The following is a 17,503-nucleotide window of genomic DNA, read 5'->3' as shown; positions in this document are numbered from 1 at the left end:
TTTCCAACTTTCTATCATTAAATGAAGTGCATAGGCTCAGAATCAATAGCAATTTGCAAACCTTTAGCCATTTCTTTTTGAGATTGATTCAGTAGTTCTTGTAATTGTGGAAATAGTGATGGTTCCTGCTTATATTTAATAATTGTCTGATAATAATACCGATTGTTCACTCGCGCAACCGCTTTTGGAGTAGGACCCAATAAAATCGTTTCTGGTTTTAAATTCGGTCTTATTGATTCAACTATTTCCAACATTTTTTTAGAAGCCATTAATTCTTCCACGTGACTTGTCGTAATCAAAATCGTAAAATAAAATGGTGGATAATTCCCTCTATGTCTTAAAAGCATTTCTTTTTGATAAAATGCATCATAATCATGTTTTTTAGCTAACTGAATAGAGTAATGTTCTGGGTTAAACGTCTGAACAATAACTTCTCCTGTTAAATCGGCTCTTCCTGCTCGCCCACTTACTTGAGTCAATAATTGAAATGTGCGTTCACTCGCCCTAAAATCTGGCAAACCTAAGCCGGTGTCTGCATTTAATACTCCCGCTAGCGTGATGTTAGGAAAATCTAACCCTTTTGCAATCATCTGAGTACCCAATAGAATATCCGCTTCTTTGTTTCCAAAAGCTGATAATAATTTTTCATGAGCTCCTTTTTTTCTAGTTGTATCAACATCCATCCTAATAACCCTTGCTTCAGGAATAATATCTTTTAATTCTTCTTCTATTTTTTGTGTCCCTGTTCCATAATAACGAATTTTATGCCCGTTACAACTTGGACAGATGCGAGGGATTCCTTCTTCATGTCCACAATAATGACATTTCATTGTTTTTGTATCCATATGCAATGTTAAAGAGATATCACAGTTAGGACAAGGTAAAACAAAGCCACAATCTCGACACATAACAAATGAAGAATATCCTCGACGATTTAGTAAAAGAACAATTTGTTCTTTTTTAGCCATGCGATCCCTTATTTTTTCTAGCAATAGTGTTGAAAAATTACTACGATTGCCATTCTTCACTTCTTCTCGCATATCGACAATCTCTACTTCTGGTAAATCTTTCTTATTCACACGTTCTGGTAATTCAAGTAATGTGTATACTTTTTTATGAGCACGTGCCCTGGATTCTAGCGAAGGAGTTGCACTACCTAGTATAACCGGACAATTATGATAAGTTGCTCTCCAAATAGCTATATCTTTAGCATGGTAACGTGGATTTTCATCTTGTTTATAGGTTCCTTCATGTTCTTCATCAATAATAATAACTCCGATATTAGTTACAGGAGCAAAAATTGAAGATCGTGCACCAACAACTACCTTAGCCTCTTGTCTTTCTATTTTGCGCCATTCATCATATTTTTCACCAATTGATAAACCACTGTGTAAAACAGCAACAGATTCTCCGAATCGACCTTTAAAAGAGTTAACCATTTGTGGAGTTAAAGCTATTTCCGGAACAAGCATTAAAGCTGATTGACCATTCTTTAATGTTTCAGCTATTGTCTGTAAGTAGATTTCTGTTTTTCCGCTACCCGTTACACCTTTAAGTAAAAACACTTCTTTTTCATGTTCTTTAACTGCCTTAATTATTGGAGTCAAAGCTTTTTCTTGACTATCATTTAATGAAAATGGTTCAGTTTTTTTAAATTCTTTATTTTTAAACGGATCACGGTAAATTTCTTCTTCAAAAAAAGTAAGCCATTTTTTATTTTCAGCTTCTCTTAAAATAGCAGAAGATACTCCATATTTTTTAGTCATCTTGCTAGTACTAATAGGTTTATTATTTAGTAATTGAAGTTGTTTTAATAGCTGTGATTGTTTTGGCGCTCTTTTACCTAATCCTATTATTTCTTCCTCTAATTGTTGAAAAGTTAGGTTAGAGTGAATCATTCTTCTTTTTTTTGTCTTAGCTTGATTTTTAACAACATAGGTTAATTCAACAAGTTCTTTTTTCTTTAAGTTTAATAATTGAGGCAATAAACCTCTTTCAGTCGCTTCATCCCAAGTCAATTCATTTCGACCTTTAAATAATTCACCCGCCAAATCTGCTGGTATCTCGTCTATTATTTTTACTTTTTTTTCATATTTTGCTCTTAACATTGCAGGCAACATCGTCTGATAACAAGTAATTCGAAAAGAAAAAGTCCATTCTGCCATTTCTCGACCTAATAACAACAATTCATGGTTTAAAACAGCTGTCAAATCCATCAAATTAGCTATAGCTTTTAGATTTCCTTCAAAACTACTTGTTTGAGTAATTTCAACAACAAATCCTTGAACTTTTCTAGCTCCCTGACCGAAAGGAACTTCTACCCGCATACCAGGCATTATTTGTTCATCGAATTCAGTTGGTATCAAATAATCGTATGGTTTATTTGTTTGCATCGTTGGAACATCAACAATAACCTTAGCAATTGAAACCACTCTTTATCACTTCCTCACCTTCTCATTTGCTTTATGGCTACATTAAAAATTTCTATAGCAACCTCTTTCTTGCTTCGAATAGAAACAATCGTTGGCTCGCTATTTGGTATAAAAATGGTTACTTCATTTGTATCTTTATTGAATCCAACATCTGCTTTTGAGACATCATTAGCGACTATCATATCTGCTTTTTTTCTTTCCAATTTTTCTTTAGCATAGACTTCGAGATTATTTGTTTCTGCAGCAAAACCGATAAGAAACTGATTTTTTTTTGTATGACCTAATTGATACAAAATATCCGTTGTTTTTTCTAACTCGATAGTAAGAGACTCATCACTTTTCTTTATCTTCTTAGCAGCTTGTTTTTTTGGTCGATAATCAGAGACAGCTGCAGCCATCACAACGATATCGGCACTATCATATTCTGCCATTACTGCCTCAAGCATTTCTGAAGCAGAATCAACTTCCACAACATCTACTCCCAAAGGTCTCTTTAATTGTTTTGTTGCAGAGATAAGAAGCACATGCGCCCCCATGTCTCTTGCAACACTTGCTAGGCTATAACCCATTTTCCCAGAAGAATCATTTGTTATATACCTTACAGGGTCAATACGTTCTTTTGTCCCACCTGCTGTAATAATAATACGTTTATGTTTTAAAGGTAAGTCTAGTTGTTGGGATACTATAAATTGTTTTACTGACTCAACAATTGTTGAAGGTTCAGGTAACCTACCTTTCCCCTCATACCCTTCTGCAAGAAAGCCTGTTTCTGGTTCCATAACAAATCGATTATCAGCTCTTAAAGTTGCAAGATTACGCACCGTGGCTGGATTCTCTAACATATGTGAATTCATTGCAGGAACAACAAAAATTGGAGCGGTGGTAGCTAGTAGAGCAGTCGTTACGAAGTCATCAGCTATACCATTCGCTACCTTAGCGATTACATTAGCTGTCGCCGGAGCGATGATAGCTATATCCGTCCAATCAGCCAAATGAATGTGGCTAACTTTATCTTCTTCTCTTTCATCAAATGTATCTGTATATACATGATGCTTGCTTAATATTTGAAAAGTCAAAGGAGTTATAAACTCCATAGCTGATGCAGTCATACCTACTTTTACATTCGCTCCTTGCTTAATAAGCCGTCTAACTAAATCAGCAGCTTTATAAGCCGCTATACCACCAGAAACATATAATGCGACGTTTTTATTTTCTAACATCCCGCCTAGCCTCCTTCAAAATAGAGCAATACGATAATTATACCTTATTATAGTTTACTAAAAAATGGTGCATTTGTCTTGTGAACCTTATAATTCATCCTTTTTCTTACTCTACTTAAAATAAAAAAGCTCCAAAAACAGGTAAACACCTATTTTGGAGCACATATGGAAAATTATTAACCATTAAAAAAAGTTACTCTGTAGGTCCAACTGTAGTAGGATCGATAACTAAATCACCTGCATCAATTTCTTCTAGTGCACGTCCCACGTTTTTGTGCGATTGGTAATTTTCTAACATAGGCATTGCTTTAGCTTCCAACTCATGTGCACGTTTACTTGCTAAAATAACTAATGAATATTTTGAATCAATTTTTTCTAATAAACTATCAATAGATGGCAATAACATCATAACTTTTACAACTCCTCAATCATTTTTTTATATCGATGAACTACACGTGATACTTTTAAATGTTCACATTCAACAATATTTTTAATTTTAATAACAGCATTTTCTACTTTATCATTTTCAACCGCATAATCATAGTGCTGCATCAAATTGATTTCTTCAATAGCTTTTTCCATACGACTCTCTATAACACTTGATTCATCTGTTCCTCTGCCTACTATACGTGATTTTAATTCCTTTAGTCCTGGTGGAGTTAAGAAAATAAAGATCCCTTCAGGCATTTTTTCTCGCACCTGTAAAGCACCCTGAACTTCTATCTCTAAAAATACATCTTTTCCACTCGCAAGAGTTTGATTTACATACTCTAAAGGTGTTCCGTAATAATTTCCAACGTATTCTGCGTATTCTAATAAACCGTCTTTTTTGATTAAATCTTCAAATTGTTCTTTTGTTCTAAAAAAATAATCACTTCCATCTATTTCTCCTGCTCTTGCTTTACGAGTAGTCATTGAAATAGAATATTCTAAGTTATTTTCTTCTTGCTCAAAAATAGCTTTCCTCACAGTTCCTTTTCCGACACCTGAGGGTCCTGAAAGAACAATTAAAAGTCCACGATCTATCATGTCAAAATCCTTTCCATTCTAAAAAAATAAGTTTATTCTTTTTTATCAAATTGTTTTAATCGAGAGTTAATAAGAATTTTTTTAGAGTCTCCATCTCTTCATTTGATAATGTTAAACCTTTTCCCATCTTTTCATGATTTGGTGCCCAATCTCGAATATCAAATTTGGGTTGATTGCCATTCCAACTCACTAAATTTAATTCTTTCTGCCAACCTTTATTATTTTTTGACAGTACAGCCATTTCTTCCATTATTTCGTATGAAAAACTCTGAGCCATCGTTTCTACACCTCACATAAAAAAATTAATCAAGTTTCATTAACAACTAGTAATAAGCATTTGTCTTTTAGTGTACCATAAAAAACACAAATGGTGTATGCATTTCTTTATTTTTCAATTATTTATACTATGATGTTAGTGTATTTATGAAATTTGAGAAGGGCTCTCAAAGAAAATAAAAAAAGTAGTGTGAACAAATAAAATTGTTCACACTACTTTTTTGATAATCTATTATAAAAATTTCAGAAAATTAACCCATATCTTTAACTTTCATTAATCGGGTTATATTGGCTCTTTCATTTTCATCTAGTTTCATTTGAATGAAATAAATAGTTTCTTCTAACTGAGGTATTGTCATATACTCTAAAGCATTGACACGACGACGCGTTTTCTCAATTTCATCTGCCATCAATTGACATGTTTTTTCAATTTCAGAAAGTTCAAGTAGTTCAGCCATTACTGCTGACATTTTTTCAATTGATGTATCCAGTTCACTATTTGAATTCAAGTAACCATACCTTAATTCATTCGTATCTTGACTTTCATCGTATCCGAAATTCATAACAGGTACTGAAACACTCATAATATTTTTTTGATACATTTCTAATTCAACTGAACGTGGCGGTATAGCTACCAACTCTTCAATAAAATTTTCGTTTAATAAAGCCTTAGCCATTACAAATGATTGCATAGCACTAGTTAATTTCTCCTCAACTATTGAACGCAATTCATTGTTTTTTCTGATTAAAGTAATGAATTGACGCATCAACTCATCTTGTTTATCTTTCAATAACTTATGACCACGAGTTGCTGTGCTTAACCGTTGTTTTAAAATGGTTAATTCCATTCTTGTAGGGTTAACGTTTAACTTTGCCATTTAGACTCATTCCCCTTTCGGCAGGTATTCGTCTAACATATCATCTTTGATTCGTTTTAATTCTGTTCTTGGTAAGATAGCTAGTAATTCCCAAGCCAGATCTAATGATTCTTCAATCGTACGGTTTGTATAGTTCCCTTGGTTTACATATTCCTTTTCAAAACGTTCACCAAATTCAGCAAACATTTTATCTGTCTCAGAAAGAGCAGATTCTCCTAAAACGACTGCTAATTCTTTCGCTTGTTTACCTTCAGCGTAAGCAGCAAATAATTGATTCATTGTTGCAGCGTGATCTTTTCTTGTTTTTCCTTCTCCTGTACCTTTGTCTTTCAGACGAGACAATGACGGAAGTACATCAATTGGAGGCTGGATTCCACTGTTAAACAAATCTCTTGATAAAATAATCTGTCCTTCAGTAATATATCCCGTTAAATCTGGTATTGGGTGAGTAATATCATCCTCAGGCATTGTTAGTATTGGAATTTGTGTAACAGAACCTTTTCCACCTACTAGACGTCCTGCACGTTCAAACAATGTTGCAAGGTTTGTATACAAGTAACCTGGGTATCCACGTCTTCCGGGTACTTCACGTCTCGCTGCAGATATCTCTCTTAGAGCTTCACAGTAGTTAGTCATATCTGTCATAATAACAAGAACATGCATATCTTTCTCGTAAGCTAAATATTCTGCTGCAGTTAGTGCCATTTTTGGTGTTGCAATACGTTCTATAGCAGGATCATCTGCTAAGTTAATGAACATGACTGAGTGATCAATCGCTCCAGTTTTACGGAAGTCTTCCATAAAAAATTCAGCTTCTTCAAAAGTAATACCAATCGCAGCAAATACGATAGCAAAATCCTCATCAGAATTTAAAACAGCTGCTTGTCTAGCGATCTGAGCTGCTAGTTCTTTATGTGGCAGTCCTGACCCTGAAAACACAGGCAATTTTTGACCTCTTACTAGTGTATTTAAATGATCAATTGAAGAAATACCCGTTTGAATAAATTCATCTGGATAATCGCGAGCCATCGGATTGATTGCTTCACCATTTACATCTAGTGATTTTTCAGGAATTAATTCAGGACCATTATCATTGATTCTTCCCATTCCATCAAAAACTCGACCAACCATGTCTTCTGAAACGTCTAACGATAAAGGTCTACCTAAGAAACGAACTTTTGTATCTTTCAAGTTTATTCCACTTGAGCCTTCAAAGATTTGAACCATCGCTTTATCGCCATTAATCTCTAGAACTTGTCCACGTCTTTTTTCACCGTTTTGCATTTGAATATCAACTAATTCATCAAATTTAACGCCTTCTACACCTTCAACTGCCATTAAGGGGCCGACAACTTCTGTTACTGTTTTGTATTCTTTAAGCATCTGAGTCCATTCCCCCTTCTTCAACGATTTGATGGATAGTATTTTTAATATCTTCTTTTAATACTGCAAATTCTCCAATTTTTTCTTCTGGAATGTATTTGCTACGTCCAATTCTTTCACGAACAGAAACGGTACCTTTAACAATTTCATTGAAATAAGAACCTAGTTTCATCCCTGCTAAAGCTTCATCTTCAAAATCAAGAATAGTAGAAAGCATTTCATATTGTTTTTCTCTTGATGTATACGTATCAACATCATCAAAAGCATTTTGTTGTAAGAAATCTTCACGGATCATTTTAGCCACTTCAAGTTTTAAACGGTCAGTTTCTGATAAAGATTCAACACCAACTAAACGAACAATTTCTTCTAATTCAGATTCATCTTGTAATAATGTCATTGTTCTTCTAACCATACCTGTCCAATCTTTACCCAATGCTTCGCCAATGTATGTTCCTAATTCAGATGAATACAATGAATAAGAAGACAACCAGTTAATCGATGGGAAGTGACGTTTTTGAGCTAATAAATTATCTAAACTCCAAAACACTTTAGCTACACGCAATGTATTTTGTGTTACAGGTTCTGATGTATCTCCACCTGGGGGCGAAACTGCACCAATCGCAGTAATACTTCCTCCACGGCCTTCAGATCCGATTGTAATCACTTTACCAGCACGCTCATAAAATTCTGCAATTCGACTACCAAGGTAAGCTGGATACCCTTCATCTCCTGGCATCTCTTCTAGACGACCTGACATTTCACGAAGTGCTTCAGCCCAACGTGAAGTTGAGTCAGCCATAATCGCGACACTATATCCCATATCTCTAAAATACTCTGCAATTGTAATACCTGTGTAAATAGAAGCTTCACGAGCCGCAACAGGCATATTTGAGGTATTCGCAATCAAGATTGTACGTTCCATAATTGATTCGCCTGTATTTGGATCTACTAATTCTGGAAACTCATTAATTACGTCAGTCATTTCATTTCCACGTTCACCACAACCAACATAAACTACTAAATCAACATCAGCCCACTTAGCAATTTGGTGTTGAACAACTGTTTTACCGGCACCAAAAGGACCAGGAACTGCTGCCGCTCCACCTTTTGCTACAGGGAATAGTGTATCAATAACACGTTGTCCTGTGATCATTGGCTCAACTGGATTTAATTTCTTAGCCGTTGGACGACTTTTTCTAACTGGCCATTTTTGCATCATTGTGAATTCTTTTAATCCATCTTCAGTATCTAGTGTGTAGATTGTCTCATTGATATCAAAACTACCATATTTAATGCTTGTAACCGTTCCTTCAACGCCATATGGAACCATAATTTTGTGTACGATAACTTTGGTCTCAGGAACCGTTCCAATAATATCTCCTGCAATTACTTTAGTTCCAACTTCTACAGTTGGTGTAAAGTCCCATTTATCTGTACGGCTCAATGGTTCAATTGAAATACCACGAATTAAATAGTTACTTTCTGTCTTTTTCATAAATTTATCTAAAGGGCGTTGAATCCCGTCAAACATCTGTGAAATCATTCCAGGAGCCAATTCAACTGATAAAGCTTCTCCAGTAGTCTCTACTGGTTCTCCGGGTCCAATCATTGATGTTTCTTCATAAACTTGAATTGAAGCTATGTCATTACGCATTTCGATGACTTCACCTATTAATCCAAGTTTACCAACTTTACAAATATCTTGAATGTTGGCTTGCTCCATTCCTTCAGCCGTAACCAATGGTCCAGAGACACTCACAATTCTTCCTTTGTTCAAACTGGTAACCTCCTATAAAATATTTTGTCCAACTGCTTTTTCAACATTTTGTTGAATTCTATTTTTACCAATATCCAATGATCCTAAATGATTGGGTATTAAAATAACAGCGGGTTGAGCTACTTGATCATATCGTTCAATTGTTTCAGGTATTAATTTTCCTAATGGTTCAGTTAAATAAATAATTCCATAATTTTCTTTAGCTAATCGGTCAACAAGACGTCTGGCTTCTTTAGCTTCAGATGCGTAAAAAATATCAAACCCTAGAATTTTAAAAGGTAGAATGGAATCTTTATCGCCAACTACTCCAATTTTATAAGCCATAAATGATTCGCATCCTTTCTCTTATCTCTTTAATTGGAAGACTGTTTTCTTTGCCTACTAAAATTAAGCGTAAATTTTTCACTTCATTTTCTTTAGCGTAAATATAAGCCAATAAAGGCATCGGTCCAAAAACTTCCAATTTAGCATCTTTCATTTTTTCCATATAAGCATTATCTGTTTGTAAATCGAGTTTTACAGGTGAAAGCTCTTGAGTTTCTGGGTCAATAGAGTTCAAAATAATCTCACGGTATTTTCCATCAGCAAGCTTTTTCCCTGCATCAACCAAATTTTCAGTACCAAGTTCTATCAACTCTTTTTTCGAAATACTTCCTGAACTAGATAAAATAGTTGTTAAAAAGTTTTGAGATCGTTCTTGTTTGATTGCTCTAGATAATGTAGATAAGTTGTTCAAATCTACCAACGTTGTAATCAAATCAAGCACTTTTGGATTCCCAATACTTTCTGCCAAATGTTTTAAATGAGTAAAATAACGGCGATCTAAAATAATATCGATAGATTGCACATTATGATATTCTTCATAATCTGTCTTAACTTCTTTAATACTATTCAGGTATTCTTGATTTAATTCATCTGATTTTTCAGTTTCTACAGCTTGTTTTAACGATAAAAGTGATTCTTTTCCAATCGGTATAAGCATGTCAGAAAAATCATTTTGAGTTAAATTTTCTTTTAACATGACTTTCAAGTTGTGATAAGAATAGCGCAATGAAAACAACTCAATTAGAGCTGGCTCAGGACTAATCGTAAACAATTCTTCGTACATACGTTTTAATTCATTTACAAGCAACACATCATAGTTTTTTGTTTTCTTTAATTCTTCGATATCATTGCGATAAGGTGTATCTTTTAATACACTCAGTGCTTCCTCGAAATTAGGCGACTGTAGCATCCGCTCAAATTGATCATTCTTAAGGAGGTTGCTTTCGAAAACACGAATGCGTGCATTAGTCCCAGCAAAATCTGTTGACTTCATTTATTCTCCCCCTTTTTATTAAAATAATTTTTTTGAAACGGATGGTATTAACTGACTTCTAACTTCAGTAATTAATGAATCAAATAGATAATTGTATTGGATACCTGTACTATCTTTGATAATAAAACCTGCTTTTCTATTAATTGTTTCAGCAGATAGCGTCACAGGCAGGCTTTTTTGAACAACGTTAACAATCCAAGATTCAGAGACTTTAGTACTAGATTGTTCACCGAGAACCAATTCAATTGTATCCAACGAGCTAAACTGTACCAAAACAGACAATAAAAATTCTTGGAATTCAGAGTCGTTCCAATTCTCCATAGTTTTTTGAGCGTCTTCAAATATATTAGATAAAAAATACTGTTTTTCAGCTAATATCGTGTTTCTTTTTTGATTTTCTAAACTGTTTTTATTCTTTTCAAAATCTTCTGCTAAACGATTATCAATTAATTTTAATTGTTTTTCTTTCTCTTCTGCCAATTTAACTTCGGCTAATGCAATTGTTTCTTTTGCTTCTAGCTCAATTTGGTGTATTGTTTCTTGTATTTCAGCTTTCTTTTTCTCAATCATACGATCAGTAATGAGCTTTAAATCTGACATGATTTCCCTCCATTCTTAACAATTTCTTTTTACTATAGAAACTAACTAATTTTCTATACGTTTAGTACAAGTAAGAATGAAATAACGAAACCTAAGATTGCATAAGTTTCAACCATCGCTGAAAAGATAATACCTTTAGTTGCATGTTCTGGTTTTTTAGCTAAAATTTGGATACCAGCAGAAGCAACTCGTCCTTGAGCAATACCTGAAAATAGTCCAGTAAAAGCAATAGGCATTGCAGCCATTAACAAGTACAATCCTTGAGCTACTGTTGTATCAGCACCTGTGTTCAAGTAAATTAAGAACGCAATAACGAATCCGTATAATCCTTGTGTACCTGGTAGCAATTGTAGAATCAAAGCTTGTCCAAATTTTTCTGGTTGTTCTGTTGTCAATGCAGCAGCTGCTTCACCAGTCATACCCACACCTTTAGCCGAACCTATTCCTGAAAAGATTGTTGCAAATCCAATACCCATTGCTGCAAAAAATAAACCACCGTTGTTTTCAGTTAAAAATGTTAGTAAGTTTCCCATTATAAAATTCCTCCATTATTGTGTTTTAGTTTTTTTTAACTATTACTGTCTTTTCTTTAAATAAATATGTTTTTCAAAAGTTTTTAACGGATTAAGTGCATGTCCGCCACCTTCATAAAATTTACCAAAAAACTCAACATACTGTAATCTTGCTGTATGCACATATGCACTCAGATACGTTAAGAATATGTTTAAAGAGTGTAAAGCGATAAACAGTACTATTCCAACAGTAAACTTAGCTAGTGGTGGAAGGAAATCAACAATCATATTAAACGCTGCTGCAATGCTTCCTCCTGAGATACCTAATGCCATTAGTCTAGTATAACTAACTAAATCTCCTACATATCCGGTTACACCATATAAATTATAGAATCCGAGCGCAGCACCAAGACCTTTGCTTTCTGAAGAAACCATTGTCACGAAAATAATCCCAACGACATTTACTCCAATTAAAATATAGGCAACCAAATTAAGAATCGGACTATCAAAGACCATCATTCCTAATACTAATAAAGCTATGCCTAACAGAATTCCAACCCAAGCCATACCATCAACGTAACTAGAGGCACGTTCTTGTTTTCTCCACTTAACGCCACTATTAATCAGCAGACCATATATAAGTTGAACAAAACCAAAGATAACTGAAATAATTAATATTGTTATAACATCGGATGTCGTAGATAGTAGCTGAATAGGCAATTCGTAACCCATAAAACTTCCATAAATTAGACCCCAAACAATTACAGAATAAGATAGTAAATTAAAAAATCGAATAAATTTAGCCATTCCACGTTCAAGTTTAAATAGTTTCTGAGCAGCTAGAGTTCCTATTAAAAGGATTAAGCCATAACCTACATCTGCACTCATCATACCAAAGAATACTAAGTAGAAAGGCATCATAAATGGTGTCGGATCAATGTCATTATATTTTGGTAAACTATACATTTCAGTAATACTTTCAAAAGGTTCTACAAATTTATTATTATTTAAAACCACTGGAACACTATCAAAATCTTTCATTTTAATTTCTTCTGAGATAACAGCGTAATTTTTTTCTCCAACATGTTCATCTAATAATTTACTTAAATCAGAAAGTTGTCCTTCTTCTAACCAACCATTTAATAAAAACAAGCTTTTGCCATTTAGTAGAAGATCTTTACCAATTTCTCTTTGATGTAAATTATAATAATATTCTTCCCCTAATTGTAATTCTTTTAACTGAGGAGAAAATTGTAACAAAGATTTTTTGAGTTTCTGTTCTTTTTCTTGTAATGCCTTGTTTTCGGATAAATTTCTTTGCAACTCATCTTTGGGCAATGTTTTATACGGATAAGAGAATTTAGTAAACTGGTATTGGTTTAATACTTCTTCAATTATTTTTTGGTTTTCTTTAGCAGTAATAATCAGATAAGCAGCTTCGTCCTTATAGTGAAAAATCTCGTCAACATAATTGGGAACCGTTTCTTTTAACGCCTCTTTAAATTCTGATACATTTCCTGAAGAAATTGTTCCGACAAGTCCTGAAGTAACTTTAAAATTAGTCAAGTCATTAGGATTAAAATTTAAAGGTTCCCACTTACGTAAAAAGAATTCTTCTTCATTTAACATCTTTTGTTTTTGATCTAAAAGAATAAGCTCTTTTTCTTTTTCAGAAACATCTTGGCAAATTTCTTTTAACCGAGCAACAGAAATTGATTCTTCTAACTCTGCTAAAGTATATTCTTCTCTACCTGCTTTTAATTTTGCAAACATTCCTGCTTTAGGAATATTTTGATTTAAATAAGATAGAGCATATTGAATATCTTTCAAACGTTCTTCATATTCCATTCTTTCAGCAGCGGGTTTTTCTTTGGAATAAGAATCTAGAAGCGCTGATTCTTCTAAAGTAGTTAAGTCAAGTAATTCTAATTTTTGTAGCTCCTGTACTGCTTTTAGAAGAAGGTCTTTATCTGTTTGTTCAGCCAAGAGCGTTACTTTCTTCATTTTAGCTATTGCCATATCGATTGACGACCTCCTTAACAATGTCATTAACTACATTTGTTTTATTCATCTGAACGGACTGTTTCATCTCTTCTACTTCGACTGCAACAACTTTATCTTTTTCATCTTTTATAGAAGCTATTTTTTTGTCGTATTCTTTTTGTTGACTAAACTCATAATCTTTTAATTCTAAGGATACTCTTTTTTTATGTTCTTCAATGGTAACTTGGGCTTCAGCTTTTATATTTTTCATTTCAGAGAGACTATCTAATTCTAATTTCGCTGCTCTCTCTTCTGCTTCTTTGACATATTGAACTGTTTCTAAACTCATTCTTTCACCTCCTCAAAATAAAAAATAGGCGTGCTTAAAGGACTTCTTCTCACCCCTTGAAGAATTATCCTTGAAAGCTATCGCCCAACCGTTTTGTTCTATTATATTAAGAAAAAAAATCCAACTTAAATATAGATTCTATTGTAAGCAAAGTACCTTTATTAAAACAAACGTCCTCACGCAAAATATATTTCTTTTAATAACTTTATCTGCCTTAGAAACAATTTGTACTGGTAATTGTTTAACAACTAATTTAAAACGTATACATCGTCTATTATACCGTTATTAAGCCTAAATTACAACACACAAGATTTGAATAAATCAACGTTATTTTCTAGTTTCTCCAAATGAAAAAGTTGCAATTGATCCAAATCCAGTATGTGCCGCAATTGTTGGTCCATATGGATAAATCTGAATATCCTTCACTTTAATTTTTTCTAAAAGAGCATTTTTAATCCATAATGCATCTTCAGGAACACCTACATGTCCGATAAAAAGTGTCTGTTTTTCTGGCTCTATTATTCCTTCTATAGTTTTTTGAACAAGAAATTGTAATGACTTTTTACGGCCGCGTACTTTTGCAGATGGCACTAACTTTCCTGTACGGTTCACAACAATAATAGGTTTAACATTCAGTAATGTTCCCAGCGTTGCCGAAACAGCTGAGATGCGCCCACCTCGTTCTAAATGCTTTATATCTTCTACTGTAATCCAAGTATGCAGCTTGAATTTATTCTCTTCAACCCATTCTTTTACCTCTAGTAGAGATTTACCTGATTTTTTTAATTGAACGGCTTCATAAATTAATAAACCATCTCCGAGACAAATAGATAACGTATCAATAATTGTAATCTTAATTGACTCATGTTCTTCTTTCAGTATATTAAGAGCTGCAACTGCGTTATTGTAAGATCCACTTAATCCTGATGAGAAGGCTAGATAAAGGACCGGTTCATCTTTTTTAATGTACTGATTAAATATTTCTAAATAAGTGCCAATATTTATTTGGGAAGTAGTAGCAATTTGACCATCCTTTACTGATTGAAAAAAAGCCTCTCTATCAAATGTTTTACCTAAATCATCTAAGTATTCTTTACCATTTATATTAATCGTCATATCAATTATATGAATATCATTTTTCTCCACAAATTCTAGCGGTAAATCACAACAAGCATCTGCCATTATTTTATAAGTCATTCTATTTTCTCCTCATCATCGCTTTATCTATTTAAGCTTTACTCATTCTATTATAACTACAATGAGTGCGAAAGAAAACTTTATCGCTAATAAATATTAAAAGACTTGCAAATATGAACGCTTGTTCGTATACTGATGATATCAAACAAACGTTCGGAGGAATCGATATGGAAAAGAACTTAGCTGAACAATATTCTACTTTTTTCAGTAAAAAAATTTCTTTGGTAAGTAAATCAAAATCAATTAAACCTTTTTCTCAAATGCCAGAACCTCAAATCACTTATTTTTTAACACAAGCTTATGAACGTAAGAAATCAGTTATACTTCAAATGAATAAAACTGAATATAATTTATTTATCAATGAACAGATTGGGATAATCAAGCATATTGAAAATAAAAGAGGGATGCTTGTACTTGAAAGTAGCGATTGCGACCTAATTCATATGCTTTCTTTTAATGATATCCGACATATTCGTTTATCGTAGATTTAAAAGCATTATTAATGTGTATCTTTACGAAAACACATTCCATAATATTTCAGATAAACAAACATAAAATTTTGTAAGAGTTTTTGTTTATCCTCTTTCTCCTAAAAAAATTAATTCAAACTACCAGTCAACTACATTAAAATTAGTTTATAAAGATTTATTTTCTAATAAGTGCAATACCAGAGTATATCTCAGGTAGTTTTTTTCTTCTGCTTATTCTTTTATCGGTGATTTACAAGATTAATTAAGAGCAGCCTAAGATTTCAATTAATCCAATTAGATAGTTTTTTACATGGACTGATAAAGTATATTAAACTATTTTTATACCACTTTTTTTAAAAAAATAACCTCCAATTAATTTTTTGGAGGTTATACATAAATTTTACTAGCCTTATATTTCAATTTTTATAAGTTTATATTTTTTATAAAGCCATTAGCCTCTCACTTTGCGAGTAGGATCCAACTTCTTTTCGATAACTCCTAAAACAAAATCACTGATAATCGCCATAAACGCTGTTGGTATAGCACCAGACAATATAATCGCTCCTCCGTTTGTAGCGTTAACACCACGTGCGATAATATCTCCTAAACCACCAGCACCAATAAAGGTACCGATTGCGGTAATACCTATTCCTACAACAAGTGCATTACGAATCCCGGCCATAATGACAGACAAGGATAATGGTAGTTCTACCATAAATGTCAATTGTAATCTAGTCATTCCCATGCCTTTTCCTGAATCCAGAATATTTCTATCAACACTTCGAACTCCAGTATACGTATTTTTAATAATCGGCAGCAATGAATATAAAAATACTGTAACAATAACGGTGGTAGTTCCTAATCCTAATCCAAGCATTAGGATAGATAACATGGCTAAGGATGGAATAGTTTGAATCACGTTAGCAATTCCTATTACCCAATCTGCTAACTTCCCTCGACGAGAAATTAAAAAACCTATTGGAATACCAATAATTGCAGCAAAGAGGACGCCATAGATAGAAATTAAAAAATGACGTAAAAACTGTTCCCAAATATAAAAGCCATTTTCGTTGAAATAATACCATAATTGTTCCCAAAGACCCAGTTTTGAAACCTCCACTAGTTATTCCTCCTCTTTTTTATTTTCAAAAAAATTGTTCTCTTTTAAAAATTTCTGTGCTACTGTTTTCGGCTCTAATAAATCATTATCAGCAGTATAATTCATTTCTTGCATTTTTTCTGTTGAAATAGTTCCTTCTAATTTCAATAGAATTTCGTTCAATTCTGGGTATTCTTTTAGCACTTCATTTGAAGCAACAGGACTAGCATCATAAGGTGGGAATAGTTGTTTATCATCTTCTAATACAACTAAGTCATAGCTTTTTATTCTGCCATCTGTTGAATAACCTAAAACCACATCCATCTTATCAGCAGCTAGTGCATCATAAACCAATCCTATCTGCATAGGATATACTCGATTAAAGTCGAAGTCATACGTGCTTACAAAAGCATCATATCCATCTCCTTTTCTTTCCATCCATGAATTATCCGCACCTAGATTAAGTTTTGAACTAACCTCTTTTAAATCACTAACTGTTTTAAGGTCATATTTTTCAGCTGTTTCTTGGGTCACCATAAACGCATATGAATTTGAAAAACCATAACTCGGAAACCATTTTTGATTGAATTCTTTTTCAAATCCTTTCACAACCTTGTCGTAAGCTTCAATAGGATCAGTGATAGGCTCTAAAGCTAATTCACCTGTCAATGATGTTCCAGTATAACGAGCTCCAGATACATTAGCGTCTCCACCAATTAATGCTTGATGATTTAATGTAGATGAACCCAGATTATTGATAATTTCTGCATCAATATCCAAATAGTGTTCAACCATGCCTTCAACGATAAAAGCTAAAATTTGTGTTTCAGATGTCGTTCCTCCTGTGATGGTGATACCTTCTCCATCAAATCCTCCGCCTAAGCCTGGAAGTGAGCAACTACTCAATACAGCAGTTGCAAAAAGAAGAATCACAATTTTATTTAATTTTTTGATTGCGTTCATTATTTAAAAACCTCCTG

General features: G+C 33.4%; 18 protein-coding genes and 1 other annotated feature. Of the genes, 1 reads left to right on the top strand and 17 read right to left on the bottom strand.

Going from position 1 to position 17,503, the window contains the following annotated elements; translation table 11 throughout:
- Positions 1-17 precede the first annotated feature (17 nt).
- The 15 genes from priA to WBF61_RS00475 form a co-directional block, all read right to left on the bottom strand.
- A complete protein-coding gene (gene priA / locus WBF61_RS00545) occupies positions 18-2,432 on the bottom strand; it encodes a primosomal protein N' (RefSeq protein ID WP_424252974.1) in 2,415 nt (804 codons plus the stop codon).
- A gap of 14 nt (positions 2,433-2,446) precedes the next feature.
- Positions 2,447-3,652: a bifunctional phosphopantothenoylcysteine decarboxylase/phosphopantothenate--cysteine ligase CoaBC gene (coaBC, locus tag WBF61_RS00540; protein ID WP_424252972.1), complete on the bottom strand. Its 1,206-nt coding sequence runs from the start codon at positions 3,650-3,652 to the stop codon at positions 2,447-2,449.
- Between the two features lie 193 nt (positions 3,653-3,845).
- Positions 3,846-4,061, bottom strand: coding sequence for a DNA-directed RNA polymerase subunit omega (rpoZ, locus tag WBF61_RS00535; RefSeq protein WP_424252970.1), 216 nt, complete (start codon positions 4,059-4,061; stop codon positions 3,846-3,848).
- Positions 4,062-4,066: 5 nt separating this feature from the next.
- A complete protein-coding gene (gene gmk, locus WBF61_RS00530; protein ID WP_424252969.1) occupies positions 4,067-4,681 on the bottom strand; it encodes a guanylate kinase in 615 nt (204 codons plus the stop codon).
- 55 nt (positions 4,682-4,736) lie between these two features.
- A complete protein-coding gene (locus WBF61_RS00525) occupies positions 4,737-4,958 on the bottom strand; it encodes a YdbC family protein (RefSeq protein WP_424252967.1) in 222 nt (73 codons plus the stop codon).
- Positions 4,959-5,208: 250 nt separating this feature from the next.
- On the bottom strand, positions 5,209-5,835 hold the full coding sequence (locus WBF61_RS00520) for a V-type ATP synthase subunit D (protein ID WP_424252966.1): 627 nt from the start codon (positions 5,833-5,835) through the stop codon (positions 5,209-5,211).
- A gap of 6 nt (positions 5,836-5,841) precedes the next feature.
- Complete coding sequence (locus tag WBF61_RS00515) at positions 5,842-7,218, bottom strand: V-type ATP synthase subunit B (RefSeq protein ID WP_424252964.1); 1,377 nt, start codon at positions 7,216-7,218, stop codon at positions 5,842-5,844.
- Positions 7,211-8,995 carry a V-type ATP synthase subunit A gene (locus WBF61_RS00510; protein WP_424252963.1) on the bottom strand — a complete coding sequence of 595 codons (1,785 nt, stop codon included), beginning with the start codon at positions 8,993-8,995 and terminating at the stop codon, positions 7,211-7,213. Before WBF61_RS00510 ends, WBF61_RS00515 begins: the two co-directional genes overlap by 8 nt.
- A gap of 12 nt (positions 8,996-9,007) precedes the next feature.
- The gene (locus WBF61_RS00505) at positions 9,008-9,319 is read right to left on the bottom strand and encodes a V-type ATP synthase subunit F (RefSeq protein ID WP_424252961.1); all 312 of its coding nucleotides are present in this window, start codon (positions 9,317-9,319) and stop codon (positions 9,008-9,010) included.
- Positions 9,309-10,313 carry a V-type ATP synthase subunit C gene (locus WBF61_RS00500; RefSeq protein WP_424252960.1) on the bottom strand — a complete coding sequence of 335 codons (1,005 nt, stop codon included), beginning with the start codon at positions 10,311-10,313 and terminating at the stop codon, positions 9,309-9,311. Before WBF61_RS00500 ends, WBF61_RS00505 begins: the two co-directional genes overlap by 11 nt.
- Before the next feature lie 18 nt (positions 10,314-10,331).
- The gene (locus WBF61_RS00495) at positions 10,332-10,913 is read right to left on the bottom strand and encodes a V-type ATP synthase subunit E (RefSeq protein WP_424252958.1); all 582 of its coding nucleotides are present in this window, start codon (positions 10,911-10,913) and stop codon (positions 10,332-10,334) included.
- A 53-nt stretch (positions 10,914-10,966) separates the two neighbouring features.
- The gene (locus WBF61_RS00490; RefSeq protein WP_085560144.1) at positions 10,967-11,446 is read right to left on the bottom strand and encodes a V-type ATP synthase subunit K; all 480 of its coding nucleotides are present in this window, start codon (positions 11,444-11,446) and stop codon (positions 10,967-10,969) included.
- 42 nt (positions 11,447-11,488) lie between these two features.
- On the bottom strand, positions 11,489-13,444 hold the full coding sequence (locus tag WBF61_RS00485; RefSeq protein ID WP_424252956.1) for a V-type ATP synthase subunit I: 1,956 nt from the start codon (positions 13,442-13,444) through the stop codon (positions 11,489-11,491).
- Entirely contained in the window at positions 13,431-13,757 is a 327-nt protein-coding gene (locus tag WBF61_RS00480) for a hypothetical protein (RefSeq protein WP_424252954.1), read from the bottom strand. The genes WBF61_RS00485 and WBF61_RS00480 overlap by 14 nt, the downstream gene beginning before the upstream one ends.
- Positions 13,758-13,800: 43 nt before the next feature.
- Positions 13,801-13,847: a sequence feature (sodium ion sensor (DUF1646 type); this cis-regulatory element may regulate processes involved in with the transportation of sodium ions), on the bottom strand.
- Between the two features lie 237 nt (positions 13,848-14,084).
- Positions 14,085-14,954 (bottom strand): DegV family protein, encoded by an 870-nt coding sequence (locus WBF61_RS00475; protein ID WP_424252952.1) that lies wholly within the window; start codon positions 14,952-14,954, stop codon positions 14,085-14,087.
- A gap of 167 nt (positions 14,955-15,121) precedes the next feature.
- Between WBF61_RS00475 and WBF61_RS00470 the strand changes: the two genes are divergently transcribed.
- Complete coding sequence (locus tag WBF61_RS00470) at positions 15,122-15,439, top strand: hypothetical protein (protein ID WP_424252950.1); 318 nt, start codon at positions 15,122-15,124, stop codon at positions 15,437-15,439.
- Between the two features lie 436 nt (positions 15,440-15,875).
- On the opposite strand, the gene WBF61_RS00465 is transcribed toward WBF61_RS00470, so the two are convergent.
- Positions 15,876-16,544, bottom strand: a complete 669-nt coding sequence (locus WBF61_RS00465) for an ABC transporter permease (protein ID WP_424252948.1) — start codon at positions 16,542-16,544, stop codon at positions 15,876-15,878.
- A 3-nt stretch (positions 16,545-16,547) separates the two neighbouring features.
- The gene (locus WBF61_RS00460) at positions 16,548-17,477 is read right to left on the bottom strand and encodes an osmoprotectant ABC transporter substrate-binding protein (RefSeq protein WP_424253018.1); all 930 of its coding nucleotides are present in this window, start codon (positions 17,475-17,477) and stop codon (positions 16,548-16,550) included.
- Positions 17,478-17,503 lie beyond the last annotated feature (26 nt).

This window comes from Carnobacterium sp., assembly GCF_049673005.1.
Classification (GTDB): Bacteria; Bacillota; Bacilli; order Lactobacillales; family Carnobacteriaceae; genus Carnobacterium_A.
This window is presented reverse-complemented; position numbering and strand designations above follow the sequence as displayed.